Source organism: Chryseobacterium sp. KACC 21268 (assembly GCA_028736075.1).
Taxonomy (GTDB): domain Bacteria; phylum Bacteroidota; class Bacteroidia; order Flavobacteriales; family Weeksellaceae; genus Epilithonimonas.
In genome coordinates this window covers 846,109-869,992 of the sequence record CP117875.1, presented here as the reverse complement: position 1 = coordinate 869,992, position 23,884 = coordinate 846,109, and the positions used below count along the sequence as shown (strand labels likewise).

The 23,884-nt window shown below is 38.1% G+C and carries 28 protein-coding genes and 3 tRNA genes; 18 read left to right on the top strand and 13 right to left on the bottom strand.

What is annotated here, in order from left to right; translation table 11 throughout:
• Positions 1 to 5: 5 nt before the first annotated feature.
• The 4 genes from PQ459_04155 to PQ459_04140 form a co-directional block, all read right to left on the bottom strand.
• Positions 6 to 653 (bottom strand): DUF4919 domain-containing protein, encoded by a 648-nt coding sequence (locus PQ459_04155; GenBank protein WDF47682.1) that lies wholly within the window; start codon positions 651 to 653, stop codon positions 6 to 8.
• The gene (gene hflX, locus PQ459_04150) at positions 646 to 1,866 is read right to left on the bottom strand and encodes a GTPase HflX (protein WDF47681.1); all 1,221 of its coding nucleotides are present in this window, start codon (positions 1,864 to 1,866) and stop codon (positions 646 to 648) included. The genes PQ459_04155 and hflX overlap by 8 nt, the downstream gene beginning before the upstream one ends.
• Positions 1,867 to 1,976: 110 nt before the next feature.
• Positions 1,977 to 2,387 (bottom strand): OsmC family protein, encoded by a 411-nt coding sequence (locus PQ459_04145; GenBank protein WDF47680.1) that lies wholly within the window; start codon positions 2,385 to 2,387, stop codon positions 1,977 to 1,979.
• A gap of 54 nt (positions 2,388 to 2,441) precedes the next feature.
• Complete coding sequence (locus PQ459_04140; protein ID WDF47679.1) at positions 2,442 to 2,882, bottom strand: META domain-containing protein; 441 nt, start codon at positions 2,880 to 2,882, stop codon at positions 2,442 to 2,444.
• Between the two features lie 90 nt (positions 2,883 to 2,972).
• Between PQ459_04140 and PQ459_04135 the strand changes: the two genes are divergently transcribed.
• The 5 genes from PQ459_04135 (at position 2,973) to PQ459_04115 (ending at position 7,961) form a co-directional block, all read left to right on the top strand.
• The gene (locus tag PQ459_04135; protein ID WDF47678.1) at positions 2,973 to 5,105 is read left to right on the top strand and encodes a S46 family peptidase; all 2,133 of its coding nucleotides are present in this window, start codon (positions 2,973 to 2,975) and stop codon (positions 5,103 to 5,105) included.
• Positions 5,106 to 5,209: 104 nt separating this feature from the next.
• Complete coding sequence (locus PQ459_04130) at positions 5,210 to 6,280, top strand: ionic transporter y4hA (protein WDF47677.1); 1,071 nt, start codon at positions 5,210 to 5,212, stop codon at positions 6,278 to 6,280.
• 96 nt (positions 6,281 to 6,376) lie between these two features.
• Positions 6,377 to 6,880: a GNAT family N-acetyltransferase gene (locus tag PQ459_04125; GenBank protein ID WDF47676.1), complete on the top strand. Its 504-nt coding sequence runs from the start codon at positions 6,377 to 6,379 to the stop codon at positions 6,878 to 6,880.
• 101 nt (positions 6,881 to 6,981) lie between these two features.
• Complete coding sequence (locus PQ459_04120; protein WDF47675.1) at positions 6,982 to 7,494, top strand: GNAT family N-acetyltransferase; 513 nt, start codon at positions 6,982 to 6,984, stop codon at positions 7,492 to 7,494.
• Positions 7,494 to 7,961 (top strand): GyrI-like domain-containing protein, encoded by a 468-nt coding sequence (locus tag PQ459_04115; GenBank protein ID WDF47674.1) that lies wholly within the window; start codon positions 7,494 to 7,496, stop codon positions 7,959 to 7,961. The genes PQ459_04120 and PQ459_04115 overlap by 1 nt, the downstream gene beginning before the upstream one ends.
• A gap of 5 nt (positions 7,962 to 7,966) precedes the next feature.
• Here the strand turns inward: PQ459_04115 and PQ459_04110 are convergent, their stop codons facing one another.
• Positions 7,967 to 8,239, bottom strand: coding sequence for a hypothetical protein (locus tag PQ459_04110; protein WDF47673.1), 273 nt, complete (start codon positions 8,237 to 8,239; stop codon positions 7,967 to 7,969).
• The gene (gene bcp, locus PQ459_04105) at positions 8,232 to 8,684 is read right to left on the bottom strand and encodes a thioredoxin-dependent thiol peroxidase (protein ID WDF48686.1); all 453 of its coding nucleotides are present in this window, start codon (positions 8,682 to 8,684) and stop codon (positions 8,232 to 8,234) included. The genes PQ459_04110 and bcp overlap by 8 nt, the downstream gene beginning before the upstream one ends.
• 187 nt (positions 8,685 to 8,871) lie before the next feature.
• Here bcp and nth point away from each other — a divergent pair, with 187 nt between their 5' ends.
• Complete coding sequence (nth, locus tag PQ459_04100; GenBank protein ID WDF47672.1) at positions 8,872 to 9,492, top strand: endonuclease III; 621 nt, start codon at positions 8,872 to 8,874, stop codon at positions 9,490 to 9,492.
• Here nth and PQ459_04095 read toward each other — a convergent pair whose 3' ends face one another.
• Genes PQ459_04095 through PQ459_04085 form a run of 3 tightly spaced genes read right to left on the bottom strand, consistent with a single transcriptional unit; the run spans position 9,493 to position 12,349 of the window.
• Positions 9,493 to 9,939 (bottom strand): DinB family protein, encoded by a 447-nt coding sequence (locus PQ459_04095; GenBank protein WDF47671.1) that lies wholly within the window; start codon positions 9,937 to 9,939, stop codon positions 9,493 to 9,495.
• Between the two features lie 6 nt (positions 9,940 to 9,945).
• Positions 9,946 to 10,542 carry an HPP family protein gene (locus tag PQ459_04090; protein ID WDF47670.1) on the bottom strand — a complete coding sequence of 199 codons (597 nt, stop codon included), beginning with the start codon at positions 10,540 to 10,542 and terminating at the stop codon, positions 9,946 to 9,948.
• 7 nt (positions 10,543 to 10,549) lie between these two features.
• Entirely contained in the window at positions 10,550 to 12,349 is a 1,800-nt protein-coding gene (locus PQ459_04085; GenBank protein ID WDF47669.1) for a DUF885 domain-containing protein, read from the bottom strand.
• 221 nt (positions 12,350 to 12,570) lie between these two features.
• Between PQ459_04085 and PQ459_04080 the strand changes: the two genes are divergently transcribed.
• The 10 genes from PQ459_04080 (at position 12,571) to PQ459_04035 (ending at position 18,728) form a co-directional block, all read left to right on the top strand.
• Positions 12,571 to 13,029, top strand: coding sequence for a hypothetical protein (locus PQ459_04080; GenBank protein WDF47668.1), 459 nt, complete (start codon positions 12,571 to 12,573; stop codon positions 13,027 to 13,029).
• A gap of 72 nt (positions 13,030 to 13,101) precedes the next feature.
• The gene (locus PQ459_04075) at positions 13,102 to 14,031 is read left to right on the top strand and encodes a ferric siderophore ABC transporter substrate-binding protein (protein WDF47667.1); all 930 of its coding nucleotides are present in this window, start codon (positions 13,102 to 13,104) and stop codon (positions 14,029 to 14,031) included.
• A 102-nt stretch (positions 14,032 to 14,133) separates the two neighbouring features.
• Entirely contained in the window at positions 14,134 to 14,772 is a 639-nt protein-coding gene (locus PQ459_04070) for a MotA/TolQ/ExbB proton channel family protein (GenBank protein WDF47666.1), read from the top strand.
• Between the two features lie 109 nt (positions 14,773 to 14,881).
• Complete coding sequence (locus tag PQ459_04065) at positions 14,882 to 15,523, top strand: hypothetical protein (protein WDF47665.1); 642 nt, start codon at positions 14,882 to 14,884, stop codon at positions 15,521 to 15,523.
• Positions 15,524 to 15,694: 171 nt separating this feature from the next.
• Positions 15,695 to 16,345, top strand: a complete 651-nt coding sequence (locus PQ459_04060) for a hypothetical protein (GenBank protein WDF47664.1) — start codon at positions 15,695 to 15,697, stop codon at positions 16,343 to 16,345.
• A gap of 133 nt (positions 16,346 to 16,478) precedes the next feature.
• Entirely contained in the window at positions 16,479 to 17,720 is a 1,242-nt protein-coding gene (locus PQ459_04055) for a bifunctional folylpolyglutamate synthase/dihydrofolate synthase (protein ID WDF47663.1), read from the top strand.
• 44 nt (positions 17,721 to 17,764) lie between these two features.
• Positions 17,765 to 17,839, top strand: a tRNA-Val gene (locus tag PQ459_04050).
• 34 nt (positions 17,840 to 17,873) lie between these two features.
• Positions 17,874 to 17,948, top strand: a tRNA-Val gene (locus tag PQ459_04045).
• 54 nt (positions 17,949 to 18,002) lie between these two features.
• Positions 18,003 to 18,077: transfer RNA gene (locus tag PQ459_04040), tRNA-Val, on the top strand.
• 186 nt (positions 18,078 to 18,263) lie between these two features.
• Positions 18,264 to 18,728: a VanZ family protein gene (locus PQ459_04035; GenBank protein ID WDF47662.1), complete on the top strand. Its 465-nt coding sequence runs from the start codon at positions 18,264 to 18,266 to the stop codon at positions 18,726 to 18,728.
• On the opposite strand, the gene PQ459_04030 is transcribed toward PQ459_04035, so the two are convergent.
• From PQ459_04030 to pepT, 4 genes are read right to left on the bottom strand one after another with little or no spacing between them, the layout of a single operon-like run.
• Complete coding sequence (locus PQ459_04030; protein ID WDF47661.1) at positions 18,688 to 19,605, bottom strand: glycosyltransferase family 2 protein; 918 nt, start codon at positions 19,603 to 19,605, stop codon at positions 18,688 to 18,690. The two genes, PQ459_04035 and PQ459_04030, sit on opposite strands and share 41 nt — an antisense overlap.
• Positions 19,602 to 20,567: a glycosyltransferase family 9 protein gene (locus tag PQ459_04025; GenBank protein ID WDF47660.1), complete on the bottom strand. Its 966-nt coding sequence runs from the start codon at positions 20,565 to 20,567 to the stop codon at positions 19,602 to 19,604. Before PQ459_04025 ends, PQ459_04030 begins: the two co-directional genes overlap by 4 nt.
• Positions 20,568 to 20,987, bottom strand: coding sequence for a SufE family protein (locus PQ459_04020; protein ID WDF47659.1), 420 nt, complete (start codon positions 20,985 to 20,987; stop codon positions 20,568 to 20,570).
• Positions 20,988 to 21,017: 30 nt separating this feature from the next.
• Positions 21,018 to 22,268, bottom strand: a complete 1,251-nt coding sequence (gene pepT, locus PQ459_04015; protein WDF47658.1) for a peptidase T — start codon at positions 22,266 to 22,268, stop codon at positions 21,018 to 21,020.
• A 245-nt stretch (positions 22,269 to 22,513) separates the two neighbouring features.
• Here pepT and PQ459_04010 point away from each other — a divergent pair, with 245 nt between their 5' ends.
• Complete coding sequence (locus PQ459_04010) at positions 22,514 to 23,362, top strand: hydroxymethylglutaryl-CoA lyase (GenBank protein ID WDF47657.1); 849 nt, start codon at positions 22,514 to 22,516, stop codon at positions 23,360 to 23,362.
• A gap of 115 nt (positions 23,363 to 23,477) precedes the next feature.
• A complete protein-coding gene (locus tag PQ459_04005) occupies positions 23,478 to 23,882 on the top strand; it encodes an OsmC family peroxiredoxin (GenBank protein WDF47656.1) in 405 nt (134 codons plus the stop codon).
• Positions 23,883 to 23,884 lie beyond the last annotated feature (2 nt).

The following is a 23,884-nucleotide window of genomic DNA, read 5'->3' as shown; positions in this document are numbered from 1 at the left end:
TTGTTTTATCTAAATTTAGACTCCATTAAGTCGTTATAAATGACTTTGATGTAGGTTTTTGTATTGTTGTTTTCCCAAATGTCAAACATTCCGCCAGTTGCAGGTTTGGACGACCTGGAGGCTTGTCTAGGAATCTGGATGACATTGATTAAAATATATTCGTCGCCGACAGAGTTGACAACGTATGCGGAATCTTCCGACTTTCCATCGCCAGAATCTAAGATGGCGCTCGTCAGCAATTTGAACTGACTGAGATAGTAACTGAAGTTTTTCACATCCTGCAGTTTATCATAACATTGCAGCATTATCATCAGCAAATCCAGATTGGTCGGGTCTTTTGCAAGCAAATCTCTGGTCTTTGCGATGGTTTCCGGATAATTCTTTTTGTTAAAATCCTTCAATAATTTTTTGAATTCGTCATCGCTTGTAGAAACAGTTTTTTCTAAGAAAGCCCTGCCGTAGTACAAATGCTTAGCTTCAATGCTGTCTATGGATTTGGGCAAGGCTTTGTATTTGAAAAGCATCTTCTCGTAGTAAAAATCGGATTCTTTGTCCGCAATCTCTTTCTTGATATTATCCAAATTGATTTTTGACTTCTGAGAAAACCCAAAAGTCGCCATCATCAAAAAGAAAAATAAAAAGATTCTATTCATTGACTTCTTCTTCGTCCTCAAAATATTCGAACAGCAAATCGTTGTAAGGGAAACGGGAAATGTGAATCCTGTGGACCTCATCGTAAATCATTTTTTTCATCTCCGGGAAATTTTCCTTCGTCAAAGCTGAAATGAAAACGGTTGGGAATTTGGATTTTGCCATCCACGTTTTTTTCCATTCTTCCAGAGAAATATTTTTGTGAGAACCAGGCATCAAATCATCTTCGTCCTTTTTCTCATAACTGAAATCATCGATTTTGTTGAAAACCATAATCATCGGTTTCTGATGCGCATCGATTTCCTGAAGAATTTCGTTCACTGAATTAATGTGGTCTTCGAAACTCTCGTGGGAAATATCAACAACGTGAATCAGCAAATCCGCTTCACGAACCTCATCCAAAGTCGATTTGAAACTTTCTACCAACTGAGTCGGCAACTTTCTTATGAATCCAACCGTGTCCGTCAAAAGGAAAGGCAAATTTCCAATCACAACTTTACGAACCGTTGTGTCAAGCGTTGCAAACAATTTATTTTCAGCGAAAACATCGGATTTTGACAAGGCGTTCATTAAGGTAGATTTCCCAACATTCGTGTAACCAACGAGCGCTGTACGAACCATTTTTCCACGGTTGTTACGTTGCGTTCCCATTTGTTTGTCGATGACCTTCAATTTGTCTTTCAACAAGGTGATTCGGTCACGGATAATCCTTCTATCGGTTTCGATTTCCGTTTCTCCAGGTCCACGCATCCCGATTCCCCCTTTTTGTTTATCTAAGTGAGACCACATCCTGCTCAATCTTGGCAAAAGATATTGATATTGAGCTAGTTCCACCTGCGTTCTTGCGTAAGAAGTTTGAGCTCTTTGGGCAAAAATATCGAGAATCAAATTGGTTCTATCGAGAACTTTGACTTCCATCTCGCGCTCCAGATTCTTCAATTGAGACGGCGACAATTCATCATCAAAAATGACTGTTCCGATTTTCTGCTCTTTTATATAATCACGGATTTCCTCCATTTTCCCCTTACCAACGAAGGTTTTAGAATCTGGCTGAGTAAGTCTTTGGGTAAAACGTTTATCAACAGTAGCGCCAGCTGTGAAAGCCAGAAACTCCAGTTCGTCCATATATTCTATCAGTTTATCTTCGCTTTGATTTTGGGTTATTAGACCAACCAAAACCGCTTTTTCATACTGATGTTCTTTATTTTCTATCATTTATAAAATTAAATTTCTGATTCTGACAAGATACTATTTTTCGACAAAAAAACCAAAGATGAACTTTGGTTTTTTATTTTCTACTTTAAATTTGAAAGTCGATTTTTCAATTAAGCTAACGTTGCAGTTAATGTTTTTTCGAAACTTAATGCGACGCTGATTGGGCAAGTTTCTTTCGCTTCCGCTGCAATTTTTTGGAAATCTTCTTCAGAAATTCCAGGGATTTTTGCGTTGAGTGTCAATTCTGACAAAGTCACTTTTCCATCAACCAAACTGATTTTGCAATCGGTTTCCAAAGTTTCCGGATTATAACCAGCTTCTGACAATAACGCCGAAGTTTTCATCGTGAAACAACCTGCGTGAGCTGCTGCCAATAATTCTTCCGGATTGGTTCCAACACCATCTTCAAATCTGCTTTTGAATGAATACTGCGTATCGTTAAGCGTTGTACTTTGTGTCGTTAAAACACCACTTCCGTCTTTTACTGTGCCTTTCCAGACTGCTTTTGCACTTCTTTTCATAATTTTTTATTTTGATTTTATTAAATTGATTTAGTGATATTTATTTTCAAATTCTTAATCCCAATCTTGTTCAACAAATTTCATTTTGTCGCCACTTGCATTTGATAAAGTTAAGAAATGTCCTTCAATTTTGTACTCTGTCATATTTGGTAAGGCTTTTCCAAATGCTTCTTCCAATTTCATTCGCCCGTCACAATACATCATCGTAGAACCAACGCCTGAAAATTTCGCCTTTCCGTTGTTGAAATCTGCATTGAAAAATATTCCGTTGCAACCCATTTTTGCGGTGTAACGATTCGGCGATTCTGAATTTTTTGTCAAATCAATATTGGCTTCTAGTTTTACCAATTCCTCCTTTGTAAAATCTTTATACTCAACGAGCATCCATTTTTTGTGAAGATTCTGCATTCCTGACATCGGATTTTTTGATGATTTACAAGAAACTGTAAGAAGTAATATTAATGATAAAATACCGATTGACTGTAGAAATTTCATACTTTGAACTTTGCCTAATCTCTTATCCAAATTCATACCATTAGATTTAAAATAATGAGTAAATTAGCCCCATTAAAATAAATTTCTATTATGAAAAAAATATTTTTGGCGCTGACTTTTTTATTGAGCTTTGCGCAAATGAGAGCAGACGAAGGAATGTGGCTTCTGATGCTTGTAAAACGTCTGAACGGCGTGGATATGCAGAAAGAAGGTCTGCACCTGACTCCGGAAGAAATCTATTCTGTGAACAACTCCAGTTTGAAGGATGCCATCGTAAGTTTCGGCGGTTTCTGTACAGGCGAGATGGTTTCCAGCCAAGGTCTGATTTTTACCAATCACCACTGTGGTTACGATGCTGTTGCTGCAGCTTCTACGCCTGAAAAAGATTATCTGAAAAATGGATTCTGGGCTATGAAACCGAATGAGGAATTCAATGCGAAAGGTCTTTACGTGAGATTTCTTGTGAGAATGGATGACGTTTCTGCAAGAATCAATGCAAAACTGAACAACAATATGTCTGCTGCTGACAGAAAAGCAGTAATTGATGCAGAATCAAAAGCTATCCAGACAGAAAACTCTGAGAACGGAAACTATACGGTTGTCGTGAGAGATTTCTTCAACGGGAATGAGTTCTATTATTTTGTATATCAAGATTATAAAGATATCAGATTAGTTGGTGCACCACCTTCCTCTCTTGGGAAATTTGGTGGCGATACAGACAACTGGGAATGGCCAAGACACACGGCAGATTTCACCGTTTTCCGTGCTTATGGTGATGCCAATGGAAATCCAGCAGAATATTCTGAAGCTAACGTTCCATTGAAACCAAAACACTTCTTGCCAGTTTCTCTTAAAGGTTACAAGCCTGGAGATTTCACTATGATTCTTGGATATCCTGGAAGAACAAACCGTTACTTGACCTCTTTCGGAATCGAGCAAATGGTAAATAAAGATTATCCAGCTTGGGTAGAAGCTTCCAAAGTGGCAATGGATGTGATGAAGAAGTATATGGACAAGGACAAAACGACTCAGTTGGATTATGCTTCCCAGTACGCCAGTGTTGCCAATTACTGGAAAAACAGACAGGGAACGATTGACGCTGTCATCAAAAACGGAACAATCTCTGAAAAACAAAAAACAGAACAAATCTACACGCAATGGGCCGCTCAATCTCCAAACGAGCAAACTTATTATGCCGTTTTACCAGAAATCAAGGCTTATTATCAGCAAATTTCGGGGAGAAATGTAGAACGTAACTATGCGTCTATTTTACAGAGAAATGCACATTACATCGCAACGACTTATCAATTAGGAAGTCTTTTCAAAACTTATGCTGACCAGGACGAAGCTGGGAAAACAGCGATGAAAGCAAAAGTTCTTGAGGCAGTAGAAAAAGCTTACGATGGTTTCCACGACAATGTGGAAGGTGATATGTTGGTGAAACTGACTTCTCTTTACAAAACAAAAGTTTCTAAGGAATTTGCTTCTCCAACTATTTTGGCTGCAGATGTGAACAACCTTTCAACTTTGGCTTACGAATCTATTTTTGCTAATAAAAAATCAGCTTTGGCTTTCATCGAGAATCCAGACAGACTGAAAATAGACGCTGATAAATTGAGACAATTCGTAAACGGCGTGGTAGAAGACCAAAAGCTAGGCACTGAAAAATATGCTAAAATCGATGAGAACTTTGCTAAAAACAGCAGACTTTTCTTAGACGGACTCAGAAAAGCGCAACCGGAAAAAGTGTTCTATCCAGACGCCAACTCTACAATGAGACTGACTTACGGAACAGTTCAAACGCTTCCTACAAGGTCTGACAGAAACTACAAAGGCATCAAAGAAAACTACTACACCGACATCAACGGAATGGTGGCCAAATACAAAAAAGGCGATGAGGAATTTGACCTTCCGAAAAAAGTCCTAGACCTTGCTAAGAAAAAAGACTACGGTCAATATGCAGACAAACAAGGATTTATGCCAATCAACTTCTTGTCAAACAATGATATTACAGGTGGAAATTCAGGTTCTCCAATCATCGACGGAAACGGGAATTTGCTAGGTCTTGCCTTCGATGGAAACAGTGAAGCTTTGAGTGGCGACATCGTTTTCGAACCAAATTTACAGAGAACAATCAACGTGGATGTTCGTTACGTACTTTGGGTAATCGACAAATATGCTGGCGCAACTCGATTGATTAGCGAGCTGACTTTGGTAAAATAATTTTATATCAAATATTCACAAGCCACCAATTTTGGTGGCTTTTTTGTTGGGTAAAATGAATAATCGCTAAATATTTTTTTTGTAAATTAGAGAAATCATTTTTTATGAGTTTAAAGACTTTACTTCACTGGTCCTTCATTTTCCCTTTATTATCCCTCGCCTACTATTTTTTTGGTATTGTTGATGACAATGCGTGGCTCGCAACTTTAGGAAGCTTGCTTCTGATAAGCTCCGTTCTGGCCGCCGTACATCACGCCGAAGTGGTAGCGCATAAAGTGGGAGAACCTTTTGGAACGATTATCCTGGCAATCGCTATTACAGTTCTGGAAGTTGGATTGATTGTCTCATTAATGGTAGCTGGCGGGAAAGAAACCAGCACATTGGCCAGAGACACCGTTTTCGCCGCCGTAATGTTAATTCTGAATGGAATTCTCGGCGCTTGTCTTTTAGTTGGCGGACTCAAATTCAAAGAACAATTTTTCGCCAGAACATCCGGAAATATGGCCTTGATAAGTTTGGTAGCCATTGTCGTAATGACTTTGATTTTACCAAATTACACCACAACAGAACTATCCGCAACCTTCAGCCAAGCGCAATTGATTTTCTTTTCTGTGGCCTCATTGGTTATTTACAGTACATTTTTAATGGTACAAACCGTGCGACACAGAAATTACTTCCTTCCCGAAAACGACGACGAGCCACACGCCGAACCACCAACCAATACGGAAAGCACGATGAGTTTGGTATTCCTACTTATTTGTCTCGGTGTCGTTGTAGTAATGGCAAAAGCCTTGTCACCTACCATTGAAAGCGTGGTTCACAATCTAGGCGCGCCACAAGCCTTAGTTGGTGTCATCATCGCAGCAGTCGTGCTTTTACCAGAAGGAATGGCCGCAATAAAAGCCGCAAGAAGAAACCAATTTCAGACAAGTTTGAATTTAGCATTAGGTTCTGCCATTGCGAGTATTGGATTGACGATTCCTTGCGTTGCCGTGGTTTCAATTATTTATGAAATGCCGTTGTTACTAGGTCTGGATATCAAATCGATGGTTCTTTTGGCCTTGTCACTTTACACTGTGATGCTGTCATTAAGCCGTGGAAAAACGAATATCCTTTACGGCGTTGTGCTACTGGTGAACCTTTTGGCGTACATTTTTACCGTTATCGTTCCTTAATTTTTTTATTTTTGATTAATGAAATCGCAAAGAATCGAGAAGCAAATTTCGTTTAAAATTCCGCGGTTGCATCAGACAAAAACATAGCTACCTCAAATGAAAAACTACGAAACCGAAAGATTGATTCTGAAACCTGCAGATTTAGAAGACGCAGACTTCTTTTTGGAATTATACAATCTTCCTTCTTTCATTAAACATATTGGTGACCGAAATCTTCGAACAAAAGAAGATGCAGAACAATATATCACGAATCGCTTTCTTCCCCAAATCGAAAAATTAGGTTTTGGAAATTACGTCGTCATTCACAAAGAACTGAATGAAAAAATTGGCGCAGTCGGCGTTTTCGTACGAGAAGGAATTGATGTTCCAGACATTGGTTTTTCTTTCTTCCCAGATTTCGAAGGCAAAGGTTACGCTTACGAATCCGCAGTCAATCTAATGGAAATTGTCAAAACGGAATTCGGAATAGAAAAACTTTCGGCAATGACTTCTGATGAAAATCTATCTTCCCAAAGATTAATTGAAAGACTTGGACTCACATTTCAGAGATATGTGATTTTTCCCGATGACAATGAGGAATTGAGATATTATGAGAATTAAAAATGAAAATTTTTCGCTCGCAAATTTTGCAGATTAGACAGATTTCGAGTGTATTAGTCTGCACAATCATTAGAATCTGCGAGAAAATTAATTTTAAAACAATGTCAAAAACTTACGAAACCGAACGCCTCATCATCAAACTCGTTGATATCGACGATGCCGAATTCCTTTTGAAATTACTCAACACAGAAAAATGGCTGAAAAATATCGGCGACCGAAATGTCCACAATCTGGAAGATGCACAGAAATATGTGCGCGAAAAGAATCTTCCTCAAATAGAAAGGTTAGGCTTTGGAAATGCGGTTGTAATCCTGAAATCTAACAATGAAAAAATTGGAACCGTTGGTTTGTACGACCGTGAAGGAATTGATGGCGTTGATATTGGTTTTGCCTTTTTGGAAGAATACGAAGGAAAAGGTTATGCTTATGAAGCGGCGAAAAAAATAATGGATGTTGGAATCAATGAATTTGACATTAAAAAAGTAAGTGCGATTACGTTGCCAGAGAATTTTTCATCAATCAAATTAATTGAAAAATTAGGTCTGAAATTCAAAGAAGTCGTGAGAATTCCTAATGACACCGAGTATTTAAATCTTTACGAATTGAATTTGTAATGAATCTACCTCACAGAATCGAGATCATCGAAGCTAAAAAATTGATTGGTTTCAGTATCACTACTTCTTTTCAGGAAGACAAAACGCCGATGGTCTGGCGGAAATTTATGATGAGAAGAAATGAAATTACCAATCGGATTTCTGACAAACTATTTTCGCTTCAGATCTATCCTGAGAATTTCACGCCCAATCAATCTTTCACAAAATATGCGCTTGCAGAAGTTTCTGATTTTGATAATATTCCCAATGATTTCGAACCTTTCGAATTAGAAAAAGGAAAATATCTCGTTTTCAATTACAAAGGAAAAGCTGAGAATGGGCCGCAAATTTTCCGTTATATTTTCCAAACTTTCATTCCAGAAAATCAATTTGAGGTTGATGACAGACCACATTTTGAGATTTTTGGAGATGATTACAATCCTTCAATTGAACTCGCCGAAGAGGAAATTTGGATTCCGATAAAATAAATCTTTTATTTCCACTCATAAGCTATTGCATTTACAATTCGCTTTATAGCTTCATCACTAAGTTGAGTATTTGTCTTTAAAAAGAGAGTTGAGTTTTTTATGCCTTCAGATAAATCAGAAAAATTCCACAATTCGAATTCCGAAGCATCTTTATAAATCTTCGAAAATTCATCTTTCTCTTTTTCAGAAATTTGGGAATTATGCATTACAAATTCATAGAAAGTCCAAGGTTTTCCTAGACCAGCAAAACTCTCAATTACTTGTGAGAGATTATCCATTTTCCAAAATCTGCGCAGCGTGGTCTTTCGTCTTCACTTTATCAATGACTTGGATGCAAATTCCGTTTTCATCAAAAACGAAAGTCGTTCTCAAAATTCCCATAAATTCCCTACCCATAAATTTCTTCAACTGCCAAACTCCGAATTTGTTGATGACATCGTGGTTTTCATCGGCAATGACGTCAAATGGTAATTCATATTTATCAGAGAAATTTTTCTGACGTTTTTCAGAATCTGCACTTACGCCAATCAACTGAAAACCCTTTTGTTTCAAAAACGAATAATTGTCTCGTAGATTACAAGCTTCCACGGTACAACCTGGCGTGCTGGCTTTTGGATAAAAGAAAACCACGAGTTTTTTGCCTTTCAGATTTTGAGAATTGATTAATTCTCCGTTTTGATTTGTTCCGATAAATTCTGGTAAAGAATCGCCAAGCTTCAACATAATTTCTATTTTTACACAAAAATAATTCATTCTAAGATTTTGCATCGTGGATTTGATGTGAAATGTTGAATAAATGTTGAAATCCGCAGCCCGACTTGAGTGGAGCTCTTTTTTGAATAGGGAAAGGCTTGGCAAAAAAAGCGGGAACGGAAGGCGGAAAAGCTGCCATAAAAATTATTGAAGAAAAATGACGAAAAAACAAAGAGCGAAGATTGTTCAGGAAGAATTAGAAAAATTATATCCAGAAGTTCCGATTCCGCTGGACCACAAAGACGCTTACACGCTGATGGTTGCGGTCGCTCTTTCCGCTCAGACGACCGACAAAAAAGTGAATCAAGTCACGCCTCGGCTTTTTGCGGTGGCCGATACGCCGGAGAAAATGGCGCAACTGAGTGTTGAAGAAATCAAAGAACTCATCAAGGAAATCGGACTTTCAAATTCCAAAGCGAAAAATTTGAAAAAGATGGCGGAAGTTCTTGTGGAGAAACACAATTCCATCGTTCCTCAAACTTTCGAAGAATTGGAAGAATTGGCTGGCGTTGGTCACAAAACGGCTTCTGTGGTGATGAGTCAGGCGTTTGGATTCCCAGCTTTTCCGGTTGATACGCACATTCACCGGTTGATGAAGCAATGGAAACTAACCGAAGGAAAAAATGTGGTCGAGACGGAACGCGACGCGAAAAGTCTTTGGAAGGAAAATGTTTGGAACAAATTGCACCTTCAAATCATCTTCTACGGACGGGAATATTCGCAGGCGAGAGGAAGTCAGGAGAAGGATTTTATCACGAAAATGCTTTTTGAAAAATAATCAAATATCCAGTAATCTTCGGTGATAATTGATTTGTCCAAGATGATAATTCAAATGCGAAAGCAAATGAATTAAGAAATATTCGGTTGTCATTTTGTAGCCTAAAGCTTCTGTTGGATAATCTTTTTTCAAATCTTCGTCGGACAATTTTTCTAATGCAGAATCGACGATTTCTATTAGAGATTCAAGTTTCTCGAGAAGTTCAGTTTTCGGAATGTCTTTCAATGAAAATTCCAAATCACGTTGTCTCACATAACCAGTTTTACCAAGTTCTGCGCCGATGTAAGTATTGAGATTTCCGAGCAAATGAAGGCAAAGATTGCCGCCAGAATTGGAAATATTCTTATCGATTTTCCAAAACGATTCTTCGTTTTGATAAGATTCGATTTCGACTTTCAGTTTGTTTAAATCCCGATTGTAGAGCGATTTTAAAATTTCGATTGTCATAACCATTTAATTTTTCTTTTTCAGCATTCGTCTCATATGAACATATTTGGATTGTCGAACGTGATGCGGATATTTCCTTCCTTTTGGAATATTATTAAAAATCAAAGCGACAATCAGCAAGATGACTGCGCCACTCAAAACCGGCGACAACGCGTACCAATATCCCAAATCCTGAATCTTCTGCGCTGGAAGCACCGCAATCAAAGCCGTTGCGCCACCAGGCGGATGCATTGTTTTTGTAATTTGCATTACGACGATTGAAGACGCCACTGCGATAGAAGCATTCAACCAAAGAATTTCTGGTAAAAATTTAAAAACCGTTACGCCCACCAAAGCTGACAGAACGTGTCCTCCAATCAGATTTCTTGGTTGTGCCAATGGACTATTCACCGCACCATAAATCAAAACACTCGATGCGCCGAATGAACCTATTAGAAAGACATTTTCAATTTCAGAAATCTGCTGCGATTGTAGAAAAGCAATGATTCCAATCCCGAAAAAAGCGCCGAGAAACGACCAAAAGTGGTCTTTGAAATCGACTAAAGTTTCCTGGTAAAAAATATATTTGGTTTGTCTAAATCCTTTTCTGATTTGTTTCTTCATCTAATTCTTACTTTACATCTTTTGCCCAAAGATTCATTTTACGTTCCAAAACCTGCAGCGGAAGGCAACCTTGGCTCAACACTTCATCGTGAAAATCTGCGATGTTGAATTTCTTTCCTAATTCTGATTTATACTTTTCTCTCAGTTCACGGATTTTCATTGCGCCGGTTTTGTAGCTCAAAGCTTGTCCAGGCATCGCCATATAGCGCTCCACTTCTGCTGTCGCACCAGCTTCGTCGTAAGCGACATTACTCAGAAAATATTTGATGGCTTCTTCGCGCGACATTTGCCCGGTGTGAATTCCAGTATCGATAACCAGACGAACAGCGCGCAACATTTCGTCACTCAAAGAACCCATTTTCTGGTACGGGTCGGTGTAAAGTCCAAATTCTGGCCCGAGCGATTCGCAGTACAAAGCCCAGCCTTCGCCGTAAGCACCAATCCAACCGAATCTCAGAAACTTAGGCAATTTCAAATTTTCCTGTTGGAGAGAAATCTGATAATGATGACCTGGAATCGCCTCGTGAAGAAACAAAGATTCCATCCCGGAAGTGACATTGAATTTTGTCGGGTCAGGAATCGGCGTGTAAAAAATCCCCGGACGTTTGCCATCCGGACTTCCCTGAATATATTCTGCACTCGCGCTCGCTTCTCTATATTTTTCGGTTTGACGAATTTCGAAAGGCGTTTTCGGCGTGACGTTAAACATCGTTTTCAGCTTCGGTGTAATTTTGTCGAGGATGGATTGGAATCCTGCTAGAACCTCTTTCGACGTTTTGTAAGGCATTGCTTTTGGGTCGGTTTTCACGAAGTTCAGAAATTCTTCCAAAGAACCTTTGAAGCCAACTTGATTCTTCACTTTTTCCATATCAGCACGAAGTCTCTCTACTTCCGAAAGTCCTGTTTTGTGGATTTCGTCTGGCGTTTTATTCGTTGTTGTCCAGCTTTTGACATAATAATTATAAATGTTGGCGCCGTTTGGCAAAGCGTTGTAACCATCGGTTATTCTCGCTTTTGGCAAATATTCTTGTTCAAGAAATGTCGCCATTTTGAGGTAAGCAGGAATCAGTTTATTCTTGATGGCATCTTGATAAAGCTTTGCATATTTATTTGAAGTAACTGGTTTGAAATCCTTCGGCATATTTTTGATGGGACCGTAGAAAATATTTTTCTCGATATCGAAAGTTGTGATTTCCTCGGCTTTCATTTGAGGAACCATTTTGATGACCAATGATTTTGGCAGAACAACTCCACTTTTAATTCCAGCTCGGAAGTTTTCAATTGCAGAATCCATCCAGACTGGGAAAAGTTCGATTCTCTTCAACCAATTATCATAATCTTTTTCAGTTTTAAAGGGTTGAATCCCACTTCCACTTCCCAACATCGGAAAATCCAAAGGCAAACCACCAAACTGGGTGAAAGGAATATATTCCGGATGATAGGCGTAGCGCTCCTGTTTATCAATCAACGTATATTCCAAAACATCGAAAACCACTTTTTGGTCATTATCCAAACCGTTGTAATCCACAGACTTCAATTGATTTTGAATCGAGTCGTAAAAAGCAATCTCGTTTTTGATAAATTCCTGGCTTAGATTATTTGGCAAAAGGTCATTGTATCTTTCGTCGCCTTGCGAGGTCGCTTCCAGAGGATAAAGTTTAAGATATTCCTCGTAATAGTTGGCAGCAATCGTGTCCAGGTTGGATTCGAATCCTGAATTTTTTACCATTGGCGAGTCTTCCTTTTTGCAGGAAATCACAGAAAAGGCAAGCAAAGAAAAAGCTAATATCTTATAAATAAGTCTCATTATAAATTTTTAAGCCTTGTAAAGATAATATTTTATGATCAGAAAATTTCACCCTGTTTATTTTGAGGGTCGAAGATCCACATTAATACAATATCAACATTTTTATTAATTTCGATGATTATTACTAAAAATAAGTGACAAAAATTTTCCACTTTCATTCTATTTTTTATCTTTGTTCAACACTATTAAAAAAAATCATTTCATAATTTATTATCCTTATAATGAAAGGAATACTAAAGATCTACCACCCAGAGGAAACTCTGAAGTATTTTATCAAGAATACTTATTGCAAGTCTGTTTATATTAATGCTCAAAATTTTCTTGAAGTAGAGATCATCACAGATGACGCTTTGGATCACGTTGATGACGACTCTTTGCAGTACAATTTCCCTCAATTGTCATTAGATATCATAGAGTTTCCGATAACAACTTCTGAATTGGAAGGACAAACTTTTATCGTAGAAGACACCGAAGATGAGATTTTTACTGAAGTTGATCTTTTTGATGACGAGGATGCTTTCCTATTCGAAAACGAACTTAAATTTGATAAAAACGAAACAGGTGACCTCCAACTTTGCTGGACTGGAAACATCACCGATTTCTACACAGGTTCCGAAAATCCAATCCCTTTCAAATTGAAATGCCACTTCCGTCCGGACGAGATAGAAGTTGACGACTAATTTTTTCAGGAAATAATATTTATATTTACGAATCGTTATAAAATTAATTTATAACGCAAACAAGCTTTTCCTATGTATCAGGACCTGGATGATATTATTTTCGAAGACCGACATAAGGCTTACGGCGCCTACGAGTACCGCAAACACTATGAGTTTACGCTTACCAAAGCTTTGGTGGTCGGCGTTTTCATTTTCTCGGTTTTGTTCTTTCTTCCGGCTTCTTTCATCAAATCAGATAAAAAAACGGCAGTCAATAGTGAAACCATCATTCCGGTAGATTTGACCGAAATGCGCATCAACTATGGTGACAACAGAAACGGCAAAGGTCTGGAAGAGCCAAAAGAGGAAGAAGGAAGTCCTGCGCCCATCGTAGAAAAGAAAGAGGAAAAAGAAGTGGTAGCGGAAGTTGCAAAAGTTTCTAAAGAAAAAGTTGACAAAGACATTCCAGAAAATACAGTTCCAATCCCGACCAGAACCAAAAATCCACCAGTCGCGACCAAGAAATCAAACGAGAAAACCAATTCTACCGCAGTTGCCAATTCTACAAAAACAACGCCTGGAAAAACCAGTACCAAAGGTGACATCAAAAAAGAAAATGCAACCGGAGACGGCCGTGGAAATGCAGCGATTGGAAATCTTCTGAAAGGAAGAGGCACAAAATCCGGCTCACAAGGCAACGGAACCGGCCCTGGAAACTACGGCGACCCACTTGGCGGCGATGGCGACGGAACGAGTCTGGTAGGCGTTGATAGAAAATTAGTCGGATTCATCCCAGGAACAATGGGAAGAGGTGGTGCACAACCAAACCACGATTGCCAAGCCAGCGGAAGCATCAGCATTTCCTATACGGTGGACAAATCTGGGAAAGTCACTTCTGCGAAACGTCTCAGCGGCGTTTCTGACCCTTGTGTGGCAAGCACGGCGGTAAGTTGGGTGAAACAATATGTGAAAGCAGAAGCTTCATCGGTATCATCCAAAGGAACTTACAAAATTGTTTTCTAAGGACTTTTGGTAATCATCTTTACTTAAAATTTTCAACAATCTATCGGGATTAATCTTTAAGTTATTCATAAATTTGAAACTGTAAAAAACAATATTTGAACTATGGCAAATCAACCTTCTATTTGGGAATTCTTATTTGGCGGAGGCTTACTCAGCGTTACGCTGGTCATTATCCTGATATTCTTAGGAATTGCGGCTGTAGTTTTTTTTGGACAGAAGTTTTTTGCACTCAACCGCGAAAATCAGGTTGACCCTTACCTGCTGAAAAATGTGAACGACCTTTTGAACGACGGAAGAGTACAATCCGCTGTCGACTTTTGCAGAAGAGATAATTCGCCAGAATCCAGAAGTGTGGAAAAAGGCCTTTCCCGATTGGGAAGACCAGTTGGCGAAATTGCCAGCGCAATGGAAACCCACGCACAGATTGAACTCAACAAGGCAGAAAAACACATCGGATTTCTTGCAACACTTTCTGGTGCAGCACCGATGCTTGGACTTCTTGGTGGTGTTTTGATTTTGGCCTCTACTTTTGGAGGCTTGTCAAAAACTGACACGGTGATTTCTCAAAATCTTTTGGCGGCAGACTTTTACAAAGCTTTAGCGCCGACTGTAGTTGGCCTGGTTGTAGGATTTCTATCTTATATTTTTCATAACATCTTGGTGGCGAAGGTTGACTATCTATTAATGAAAATCCAGTTTCACACGAATGAGTTTTTGGATATTATTAATAAGCCGGCTTAGTAGAGTTAGAATGAATATTTTAAACACATAAATCATTCAAGATTTCATCATCACTCAGAGTAAGAAGTTCAATTTAGCTTACTTGTTTTCATCAATTAAAAATTTATAAATGGAATTTCGAAGAAGAACGAAGAAACTATCAGGGTTGCCAATTGCATTTTATGTGGTTGCGCTGGTTTTTTTTGTGCTTTTGTTTTCATTTAATTCACTTTATTACAAAGCTTCTGAGCAACCCAAACCTGTGGTCACAGAAATTCCAAAACCTGAAGCTGAACCAGAAATAGATTCACTTTCAGAACCGGAAATCTATGTTCCAGATGTTGAAATTTTACCTGCAGACACCGTTTCTATTGCTCAAGAAATCACACCTGTAAAAGAGGAAAAAAAGGAAACTCCAAAATCTGAAACCGAAGATAAAAAACTCGCTAAAACAGACGAGAAAAAGGATGCTTCTAAAACGGATTCCAAGGAGGAAAAAATCACCAAAATTGGTAAAGACAGAATCTTGACCGCTTTCATTCCCGGAACAATGGGGAAAGCTGGAAAATTGCCTTCTCATAATTGCAAAGCCAAAGGTCAGCTCGTAATGTTCATCACGGTTGACAAAGCAGGGAATGTCACTTCTGCCGGACGAAGCAGTGGCATCAAAGACGTTTGCAATGTGACTGCGGCTGTGATTTGGACAAAAAAATATGTGAAGGCGAAGAAATCTCAGAATGTTTCTCAGGGGACTTACACGATTGTTTTTTAGATATAATTCTTTCTTAATTATTTATCATTTTACATTGGTAATATTTATAAATTAGTAGTAATAATTTTCTACTTGATTTATAAAAGCAATATGTTCAAAAATTTAAATAATACAAACAAACACAACTTTTTTCTTTTTGTGCTTTTTCTAGGCACGTTTTGTTTCAGTCAAGTGAAAAATGATAATTCAAATGATGTCAAAAACTTTGTAAACAAGGCCTATTTTTACAATATCGTTGCCGACAGCATCATTTCAAAAGATAAAATTTTAATGTTGAAATACTATGATTTTGAATCATTCAATCCTGGGCAATCAACTATTGCTTACGACTACTGTAATTCTGTTGAAAAATGTGAAGAAATCATTATAAAGAATAAATCCGCAAATAATTTTACGCATTACGAAATGACCGGAGTTATTATTAAAAATGATAAGTTTTGGATGCATCCGCCGCGAAGTGATAATTTTAGAATATTGGAAATGAATGCTTTTCCATATATTGAATTCACATCAAATACTTGGGATTACGAGCTTAATTTCGGAAATCATTGGGGAGATAAAAAATGGATTGAATGGGAAGGTCGGCGAACTTCCAAAAGCAACTATAAAGTGATTGACACAAAAAAACTTTATAAACTTGGAGGTAACTATATTGAATGCATTGAAATCCATACTGATACAATAATTCCAGATTTAGGAAACACCAAATCTATCTTTTATTATAATAGTGATTATGGCTTTGTAAGAATGCTTTTTACTACTATTGACGGTAGGAAAATAGAATTTAATTTGATAAAATTAGGGCTTGACTCTGACTTGTAATCTCCTAAAATTTGAGCATTGGAAATATAAATTTTAAGCTTTCACTCATTTTCATTTTATTCATTGTCAAAATTTTTCAGATTTAATTCCCTTACATTCTTCTTATTTTTAAATTTGTAATTCATTTTGAAATATGAATTCACACGAATATCAGGAAGCCGTAGATTGGCTTTTTGCCCAAGCTCCAAACTATCAAAGAGATGGTTCTTCAGCTTACAAACCTGGACTTGAAAACATCAAAAAACTTTGTGACTTTTTCGGAAATCCACAGGATAAAATCAAAACGATTCATATCGGCGGAACAAATGGAAAAGGTTCTACAAGTAATATGCTAGCTTCTGTTCTTCAGGAATCTGGTTACAAAATCGGGCTTTATAATTCGCCACATTTGGTAGATTTTACGGAGAGAATCAAAGTCAATTGTAAGAATTGTGATAAGGAATTTGTTTACGATTTCATCCAGAAATTAAAAGAATTACCAAGCGAAATCCAGCCTTCTTTTTTTGAATTCACAACCATAATGGCTTTCGAATATTTTCATCAGCAAAAAGTTGATTATGCAATCATCGAGGTTGGCTTGGGCGGAAGATTGGATTCTACGAACATCATCAAGCCATTGGTTTCTGCAATAACAAATGTTCAATTGGACCATCAAGACCTCTTGGGTGAGACGATTGAAGAAATTGCATTTGAAAAAGCAGGCATCATTAAAGAAAACATTCCTATTGTTTCTGGAGATGAAAAGACTTCTGTCCGTGATATTATCATTAATAAAGCAAAAGAAATGAATACTGAGTTCATTGATGCAACAACGATTGAAACTTCGTTAGAATCTGACCTTAAAGGAAAATATCAGAAAAAGAACATCAGAGTTGTTATGGCTTTGGTTAATGAATTAAGAAAACAAGACTTGACAATTCGTGATGAAAACTTAAAATCCGGACTTTCGAATGTTTCTAAAAACACCAATTTCATCGGACGCTGGTTTGAGTTCTCACAGAATCCTTTGACGATTTGTGATACAGGCCACAACAAAGCCGGACTGGAAGAAGTTTTCAATCAATTGAATGAATATTCTCAGCACAAACATATCGTTCTTGGTTTTGTAAATGATAAGAAAATTGATGAAGTTTTGGAAATTTTGCCCAAAAATGAAAACTATTATTTTGTAAAACCAAACGTCAACCGAGGTCGAAATCCAGAAACTTATGAAGACCTGCTGAAAAAAAGTGAAATTAATTATAAAATTTTTCAAAACGTCCAAGATGGTTATCTTTCTGCAACACAGAATTGTAAAGCGGGCGAAATGATTTTTATTGGCGGAAGTAACTTTGTAGTGGGAGATTTTTTAGAAAAAAATTTGCTGACTTCGTAATAATTTGTATATTTGCACCACTCAAAACGGTAAGCCGTTCAGTGGGGCTCTTAGCTCAGTTGGTTCAGAGCATCTGGTTTACACCCAGAGGGTCGGGGGTTCGAATCCCTCAGGGCCCACAAAAAGGATACTGAAGCCTTTCAAAAAATTTCAGGGCTCTTAGCTCAGTTGGTTCAGAGCATCTGGTTTACACCCAGAGGGTCGGGGGTTCGAATCCCTCAGGGCCCACAAAATCTCTCAGGAAACTGGGAGATTTTTTTCTTTCTACTTTGATGAAATTTTGGGCAGTTAGCTCAGTTGGTTTAGAGCGTTGCGTTGACATCGCAGAGGTCACTGGTTCGAATCCTGTACTGCCCACTTCTTAAAATTTTGTTAATTCCTTAATTTACACTTCACATAAATGTTAAAATTTATAAAAAAGGTTAATCACTTGTTTAATTTTTGTTTTTGGAAAGATTTTTGATGCGTGTAGAAAAATAAAATTGTTTCGCCTTCTTTTGGTATAAAACTCTTTTAATTACTAATCCCCTCAAAAGGAAACCTATGAAAAGATATTATGCAGTGTTAATTCCCTTCTACACTATTTTCTTATTATATATGATGTTTTACGGCTGTGGCAGGCATCCCGAATTTGGATTCTTACAACTCAATCCGCTTCAAAGCATCACCTACTTTCTACGATACAATAATTTTTTCTCAGAGACTTTTATGGTCAATATCGTAGGGAACATATTGGTATTTATCCCATTTGGAGGGCTTGGCTTATTAATCAAAAAACTGAACAATTTGCCATTGCTATTCTTCCTATTCGTTTGCGGAATATCAGTGATAGAACTTGCCCAATACTACACAGCGAGAGGAACTGCCGATATAGACGATGTTTTCCTTAATACATTTGGAATGTTAATAGGATATTTCGGATTGAAAGTGGCCACTTGGATGAATGTGGCGGATCTTAGGATTGACCTTAATTACGACGAATCTCCGGCTTACTCATATACCCGATAAGCTGACCCAATTTGTAAAAATCCAGAGCTCTTAGCGAGGCATTGCCCGTGAGAAGCTTTTTTTCTATCTGCGATTTGAATAGTTTGTAAAGAAGCTGATACAGATGCACAGTTCCACTTTTCTTCATCATCAGATAAGCTTTTGCTAGTTTGATCTCTGAAACTCTGTCAAAATTCTTATCCGTATTGATTAATTGCGCCAAACTCTTTGCAGATTGGTCCGCTTTCGCGAGAAAAACAGCATTGGTTTCCACATCATTATTAAAAATCGGATTGTCTATATGGTCCACTTTCACCTGATGGTCGTAAAGTTCTTTTGCAAATATAAGATCCTCGTAGCCGTACTGCGTGATTCCTTCATTAAATCTAATCTCATCAAGAATAGATTTTCTAACCACAAAGTTGTTGGTCTGAAAACTTAAATAGGGCGATTTCAAACGTTGATTTACGGCTAGATTTTCCCTCTCAGTGGCAAACTTCCATCGCAATCCATATTCTGAATCTGGTTCAATTTCACTTACTTTCCGTCCTCCAAAAATGACATCAGGATTTTGTTTACTGATAAAGTCAAAATAGGTTTTGAGAAAATTTCCATTAATCACCTTCCCATCGCAATCAAGGAAAAGCAAATATTCTGAGTTGGTATATTTTAAAAATAGATTTCGGATTTTGGAACGTCCGATATTTTTTTCAAGGAATATAAATTGGCTGACTTTTGTCTCCAGATTTTTATTGATGCTCACAAACTCCTGACTAGAAGCATCATCAATCAAAATGATTTCCGCATCTAACTTTTCAGAATTAATCTGACCTTGAAGGTCATCAACCAATTCATTGACATCAAAATTAAAAACAGGAATGCAAATGCTCAGCTTCATATTCTGTCGATGATTTTCTGGATGTTCAATTCCTCAAGACAAGCATAATCGCCTCGGAAACATTCTTTATCACCGAAAACAGAACAAGGTCTGCAAGACAAATCTTTGACGTGGACAATGTCATCTTCACTTTGCCCGTAACCCAAAAAGCCAGCAAAATGATGCGTGGAACCCCAAACAGAAACACATCTGGTTCCCATCAAACTTGCCAAATGCATATTTGCGGAATCCATAGAAATCATCGTTTCCAGTTCGGAGATTTTCTGAAGTTCTTCTTTTAAAGATAATTTCCCCGACAAACTCAGCGTATTCGGGATTTGACTTTCCCATTTTCTTAGGATTTCGTCCTCCTCTTTTCCACCTCCGAAGAAGTAAACCTTATGTGACTTTGCAAGAACTCTAGCCAATTCGAAAGACTTGTCCAAAGGCATCATCTTTCCCTTGTGTTGAGCGAAAGGCGCAAATCCTACTCCGCTTTTCTCGTCAGTTTGAGGTCTTAATTTGTGGGATAATTCTAATGGAAATCCCATTTTTCTGAAAACGTCGGCATAACGTTCCACAGTTCTTTTCAGTGGTTTTTTGTCGAGATTCCAAACGTTGGTCAGTTTCTCCTTTTCCTCCTTGCCTTTGTTGATTTTAAAAACTTTGTATCGGTGTCTTTTGAAGATGGAATTCACCATTTTTGTTCTGATGACATCGTGAAGGTCAGCGACATAATCGGGCTTGAATTCTCTAATCAATTGTCTGGTCAGCTTTCGAATTCCGAAAACACCTTTGTAATCATCAAAGCTGATGCCTTTGAAAATCAGTCTTGGATGTCTGTCAAAAAGGTCCTTGAAATTATCCCTGCTGATGAAAATGATTTGCACATCAGGATTCTGCTCCAGAAACTCGACGCACACAGGAACAGTCATTGCAACGTCCCCAAATGCGGAAAAACGATATGCTAAAATAGTCTTCACCTACTTCTTTAGTTGAAATGCGACTGCGTAAAATTTGATTTGCTTCGTCATAGCCATTAGTCCATTTGCTCGCGATGGCGAAAGGAATTCCTGCAAACCGATTTGTGAAATGAAATCAAAATCCGAATCCAAAATCTCCTGCGTAGAATGTCCACTGTAGATTCTAACCAAAAGCGAAACGATTCCCTTAGGCAAAATCCCGTCAGAATCTGCGTTGAAGAACAATTTTCCGTCCTTGTGTTCGGCATCTATCCAAACTTTGGACTGGCAACCACGGATGAGATTGTCGTCTGTTTTCTTATCATCGGGAAGTCCTTCCAACTCTTTGCCGAGGTCGATGATGTATTCGTATTTCTGTTCCCAATCTTCCAGAAAGGAGAATTCTTCTACTAATTCTTGTTGATTTTCTTTGATTGTCATTCAGAGATTTTATTTGATTTAATGAATCAATTACTTTACCAATTGTGAGATATGAACGATTACGCTCACGGCCGCAATCATACTTTCCAAAGGTACAAATTCGTACGGTCCGTGGAAGTTGTGTCCACCAGCGAAGATATTCGGGCAAGGCAATCCCATATAGGACAACTGTGCGCCGTCTGTTCCGCCACGGATAGCTTTGATTTTCGGAGTGATGCCAGCGTTTTTCATTGCCTGTTCAGCGATGTCCACGATGTGCATTTTGCCTTCGAATTGTTTTTTCATATTGAGATATTGCGGTTTGATTTCTATCTCTGCCGTTTTCTCTCCGTATTTTTGGTTGATTGCTTCTACTTTTTCAGCAATCAGTTTTTTTCTATCTTCAAATTTCTGGTCATCGTGGTCGCGGATGATGTATTGAAGTTTGGCTTCGGAAACATCGCCTTCAAAATCTGTCAAGTGAAAGAATCCTTCGAAACCTTTTGTTGTTGCTGGCGTTTCATTTTCCGGTAATGAATTGATGAACTCTGAAGCTACCAATCCTGCATTCAGCATTTTACCAAAAGAATAACCTGGATGAACAGACAATCCGTGGATTTTCACGACTGCTCCGGCCGCGTTGAAGTTTTCGTATTCCAATTCGCCAATTTCGCCACCGTCCATTGTGTACGCCCATTCTGCACCAAACTTTTCAACATCGAAATGATGTGCGCCTCTTCCAATTTCCTCATCTGGATTGAAACCGATGGAAATTCGTCCGTGCTTGATTTGAGGATTTGCTAACAAAAATTCTGCGGCCGTTACAATTTCTGCAACACCAGCTTTGTCATCCGCACTTAGCAAAGTGGTCCCGTCTGTCGTGATAATGGTTTGCCCGATATATTTTTTTAAAGCTTCAAATTTGGTTGAAGACAAGGTAAATCCTGTTTCTTTGTTCAATAACAAATCTTCGCCGTCATAATTTTCCCAAATCTGCGGATTCACATTCTCACCGTTAAAATCTGGTGAAGAATCATAGTGCGCAATGAATCCAACTTGTGGAACTGTTTCTTCGATATTGGAAGGAATGAATCCAAAAACATAGCCTTTGTCATCGATACTGACGTCTTCCAAGCCGAGTTCCTGCAATTCTTTGTAAAGGTAATTTGCAATGTCCCATTGTCTTTCCGTGGAAGGCGTGGTCTCACTTTCTGCGTCGCTGGTTGAAAATATCTTGATGTAGGTGATGAATCTGCTCAGGAGTTTTTCTTTCCAAACTCCGTCCAATTGGATGTTTTCCATATAATTTGCTATATCTGCGCAAAGTTATATATTTATGGAGTGAACAACAAACAATTCGTGGCTAGAGTTAAGCGATAAATGATAAGCGATAGATGATGATTGATTGTTGACTGATGAAAGATGTTGCAACTCGTAACCGCAGCCCGACTTGAGTGGAGCTCTTTTTTTGCAATGGGAAAAGCTCGGCAAAAAAAGCGGGAACGGAAGGCGGAATAGCTGCCCAAATTAAATTTAAAAATAGACCAATGTTCTTAACCGAATGTCCTAGAGACGCGATGCAAGGCTGGGGAGAAATGATTCCCACGCAAACGAAGATAGATTACATCAACAGGATGATGGAAGTTGGTTTTGATGTGTTGGATTGCGGAAGCTTTGTGAACCCGAAAACGATGCCTCAAATGGCGGATTCTGGAACTGTGCTGGACGAAATCGACAAATCGCTTTCCAATACCAAACTTTCCGTAATTGTCGCCAACTTGAAAGGGGCGGAAAAAGCGTTGAGTCACGAGCAAGTTGATATTTTGGGATTTCCTTTCTCAATTTCTGAAACTTTCCAACATAGAAATACGAACAAAAGTCGTGAAGAAGCTTTTACGGAAGTGATGAAAATTTTCGAATTGGCAAAGTCTGAAAGTCGACAGTTGAATCTCTATTTTTCTATGGCGCTTGGAAATCCTTACGGTGAGAGTTGGAAATGGGAAGATGTGGATTTTTGGGCGAAGCGTTTTGAGGAGGTTGGAATCAAGGATATTCTACTTTCTGACACGACTGGCGTGGGGGATGTGGAAAGAATCAAACTTCTCTTCAGCAAAGTGCCTCACAAATATCCGGAAATCAACTTCGGAGCGCATTTCCATAACCGATATGAGGATTCTTATATGAAACTGAAAGCGGCCTATGATGAAGGTTGCAGAAGGTTCGATAGTGCGATAAAAGGCATTGGTGGTTGTCCGATGGCAAAGGATGACCTGGTTGGAAATATGCCGACGGAGAAGGTTTTCACTTTTATGTCATCTGAGAAAATTGATATCTATCAGAATCTTCTTCATTTTGAAAGTGCTTATAATATGGCGAAGGATATTTTTCATTTTTAGATTGATGATTGAGGTGTAAGTTTTGTCATATTTTAATAATAATTCATCGGCAAAATTTAAAATTCCAAAAAAATGGTGTAAATTTATTACAGAAAAACCAAAAAAACTATAAGATATGACTTCAAAAACGACTTATGCAGGTGAGAATAGAATTGATTCTTTACACGAAAGCTCTGGTGATGTCTTCACCTCATACATTCCCACAAATGATTTCAGTGTACGAGAGCACTTTTCTCCAACAGACATTTTTGCAACCGCACTGGCACAAAGTATTTTTGCCCATCTATTTGTTGTCGCAAAAGATAGAAACATTGACATAACGGGTGCAACTTGCGATTTGAAAAAAACAATGTACTTCGAACCGAGAAGAATTGGTGAGCTCTTCTGTATTTTCAAATTTCCGCATTCTTACACACAAGAGGAAATCACTTTTATAGAAGAAACAGCGAAAAATTCTCCGGTTTATCTGAGTTTACATCCGGACATCAAGAAAATATTTATTTTCGAATATCAAGACTAAAA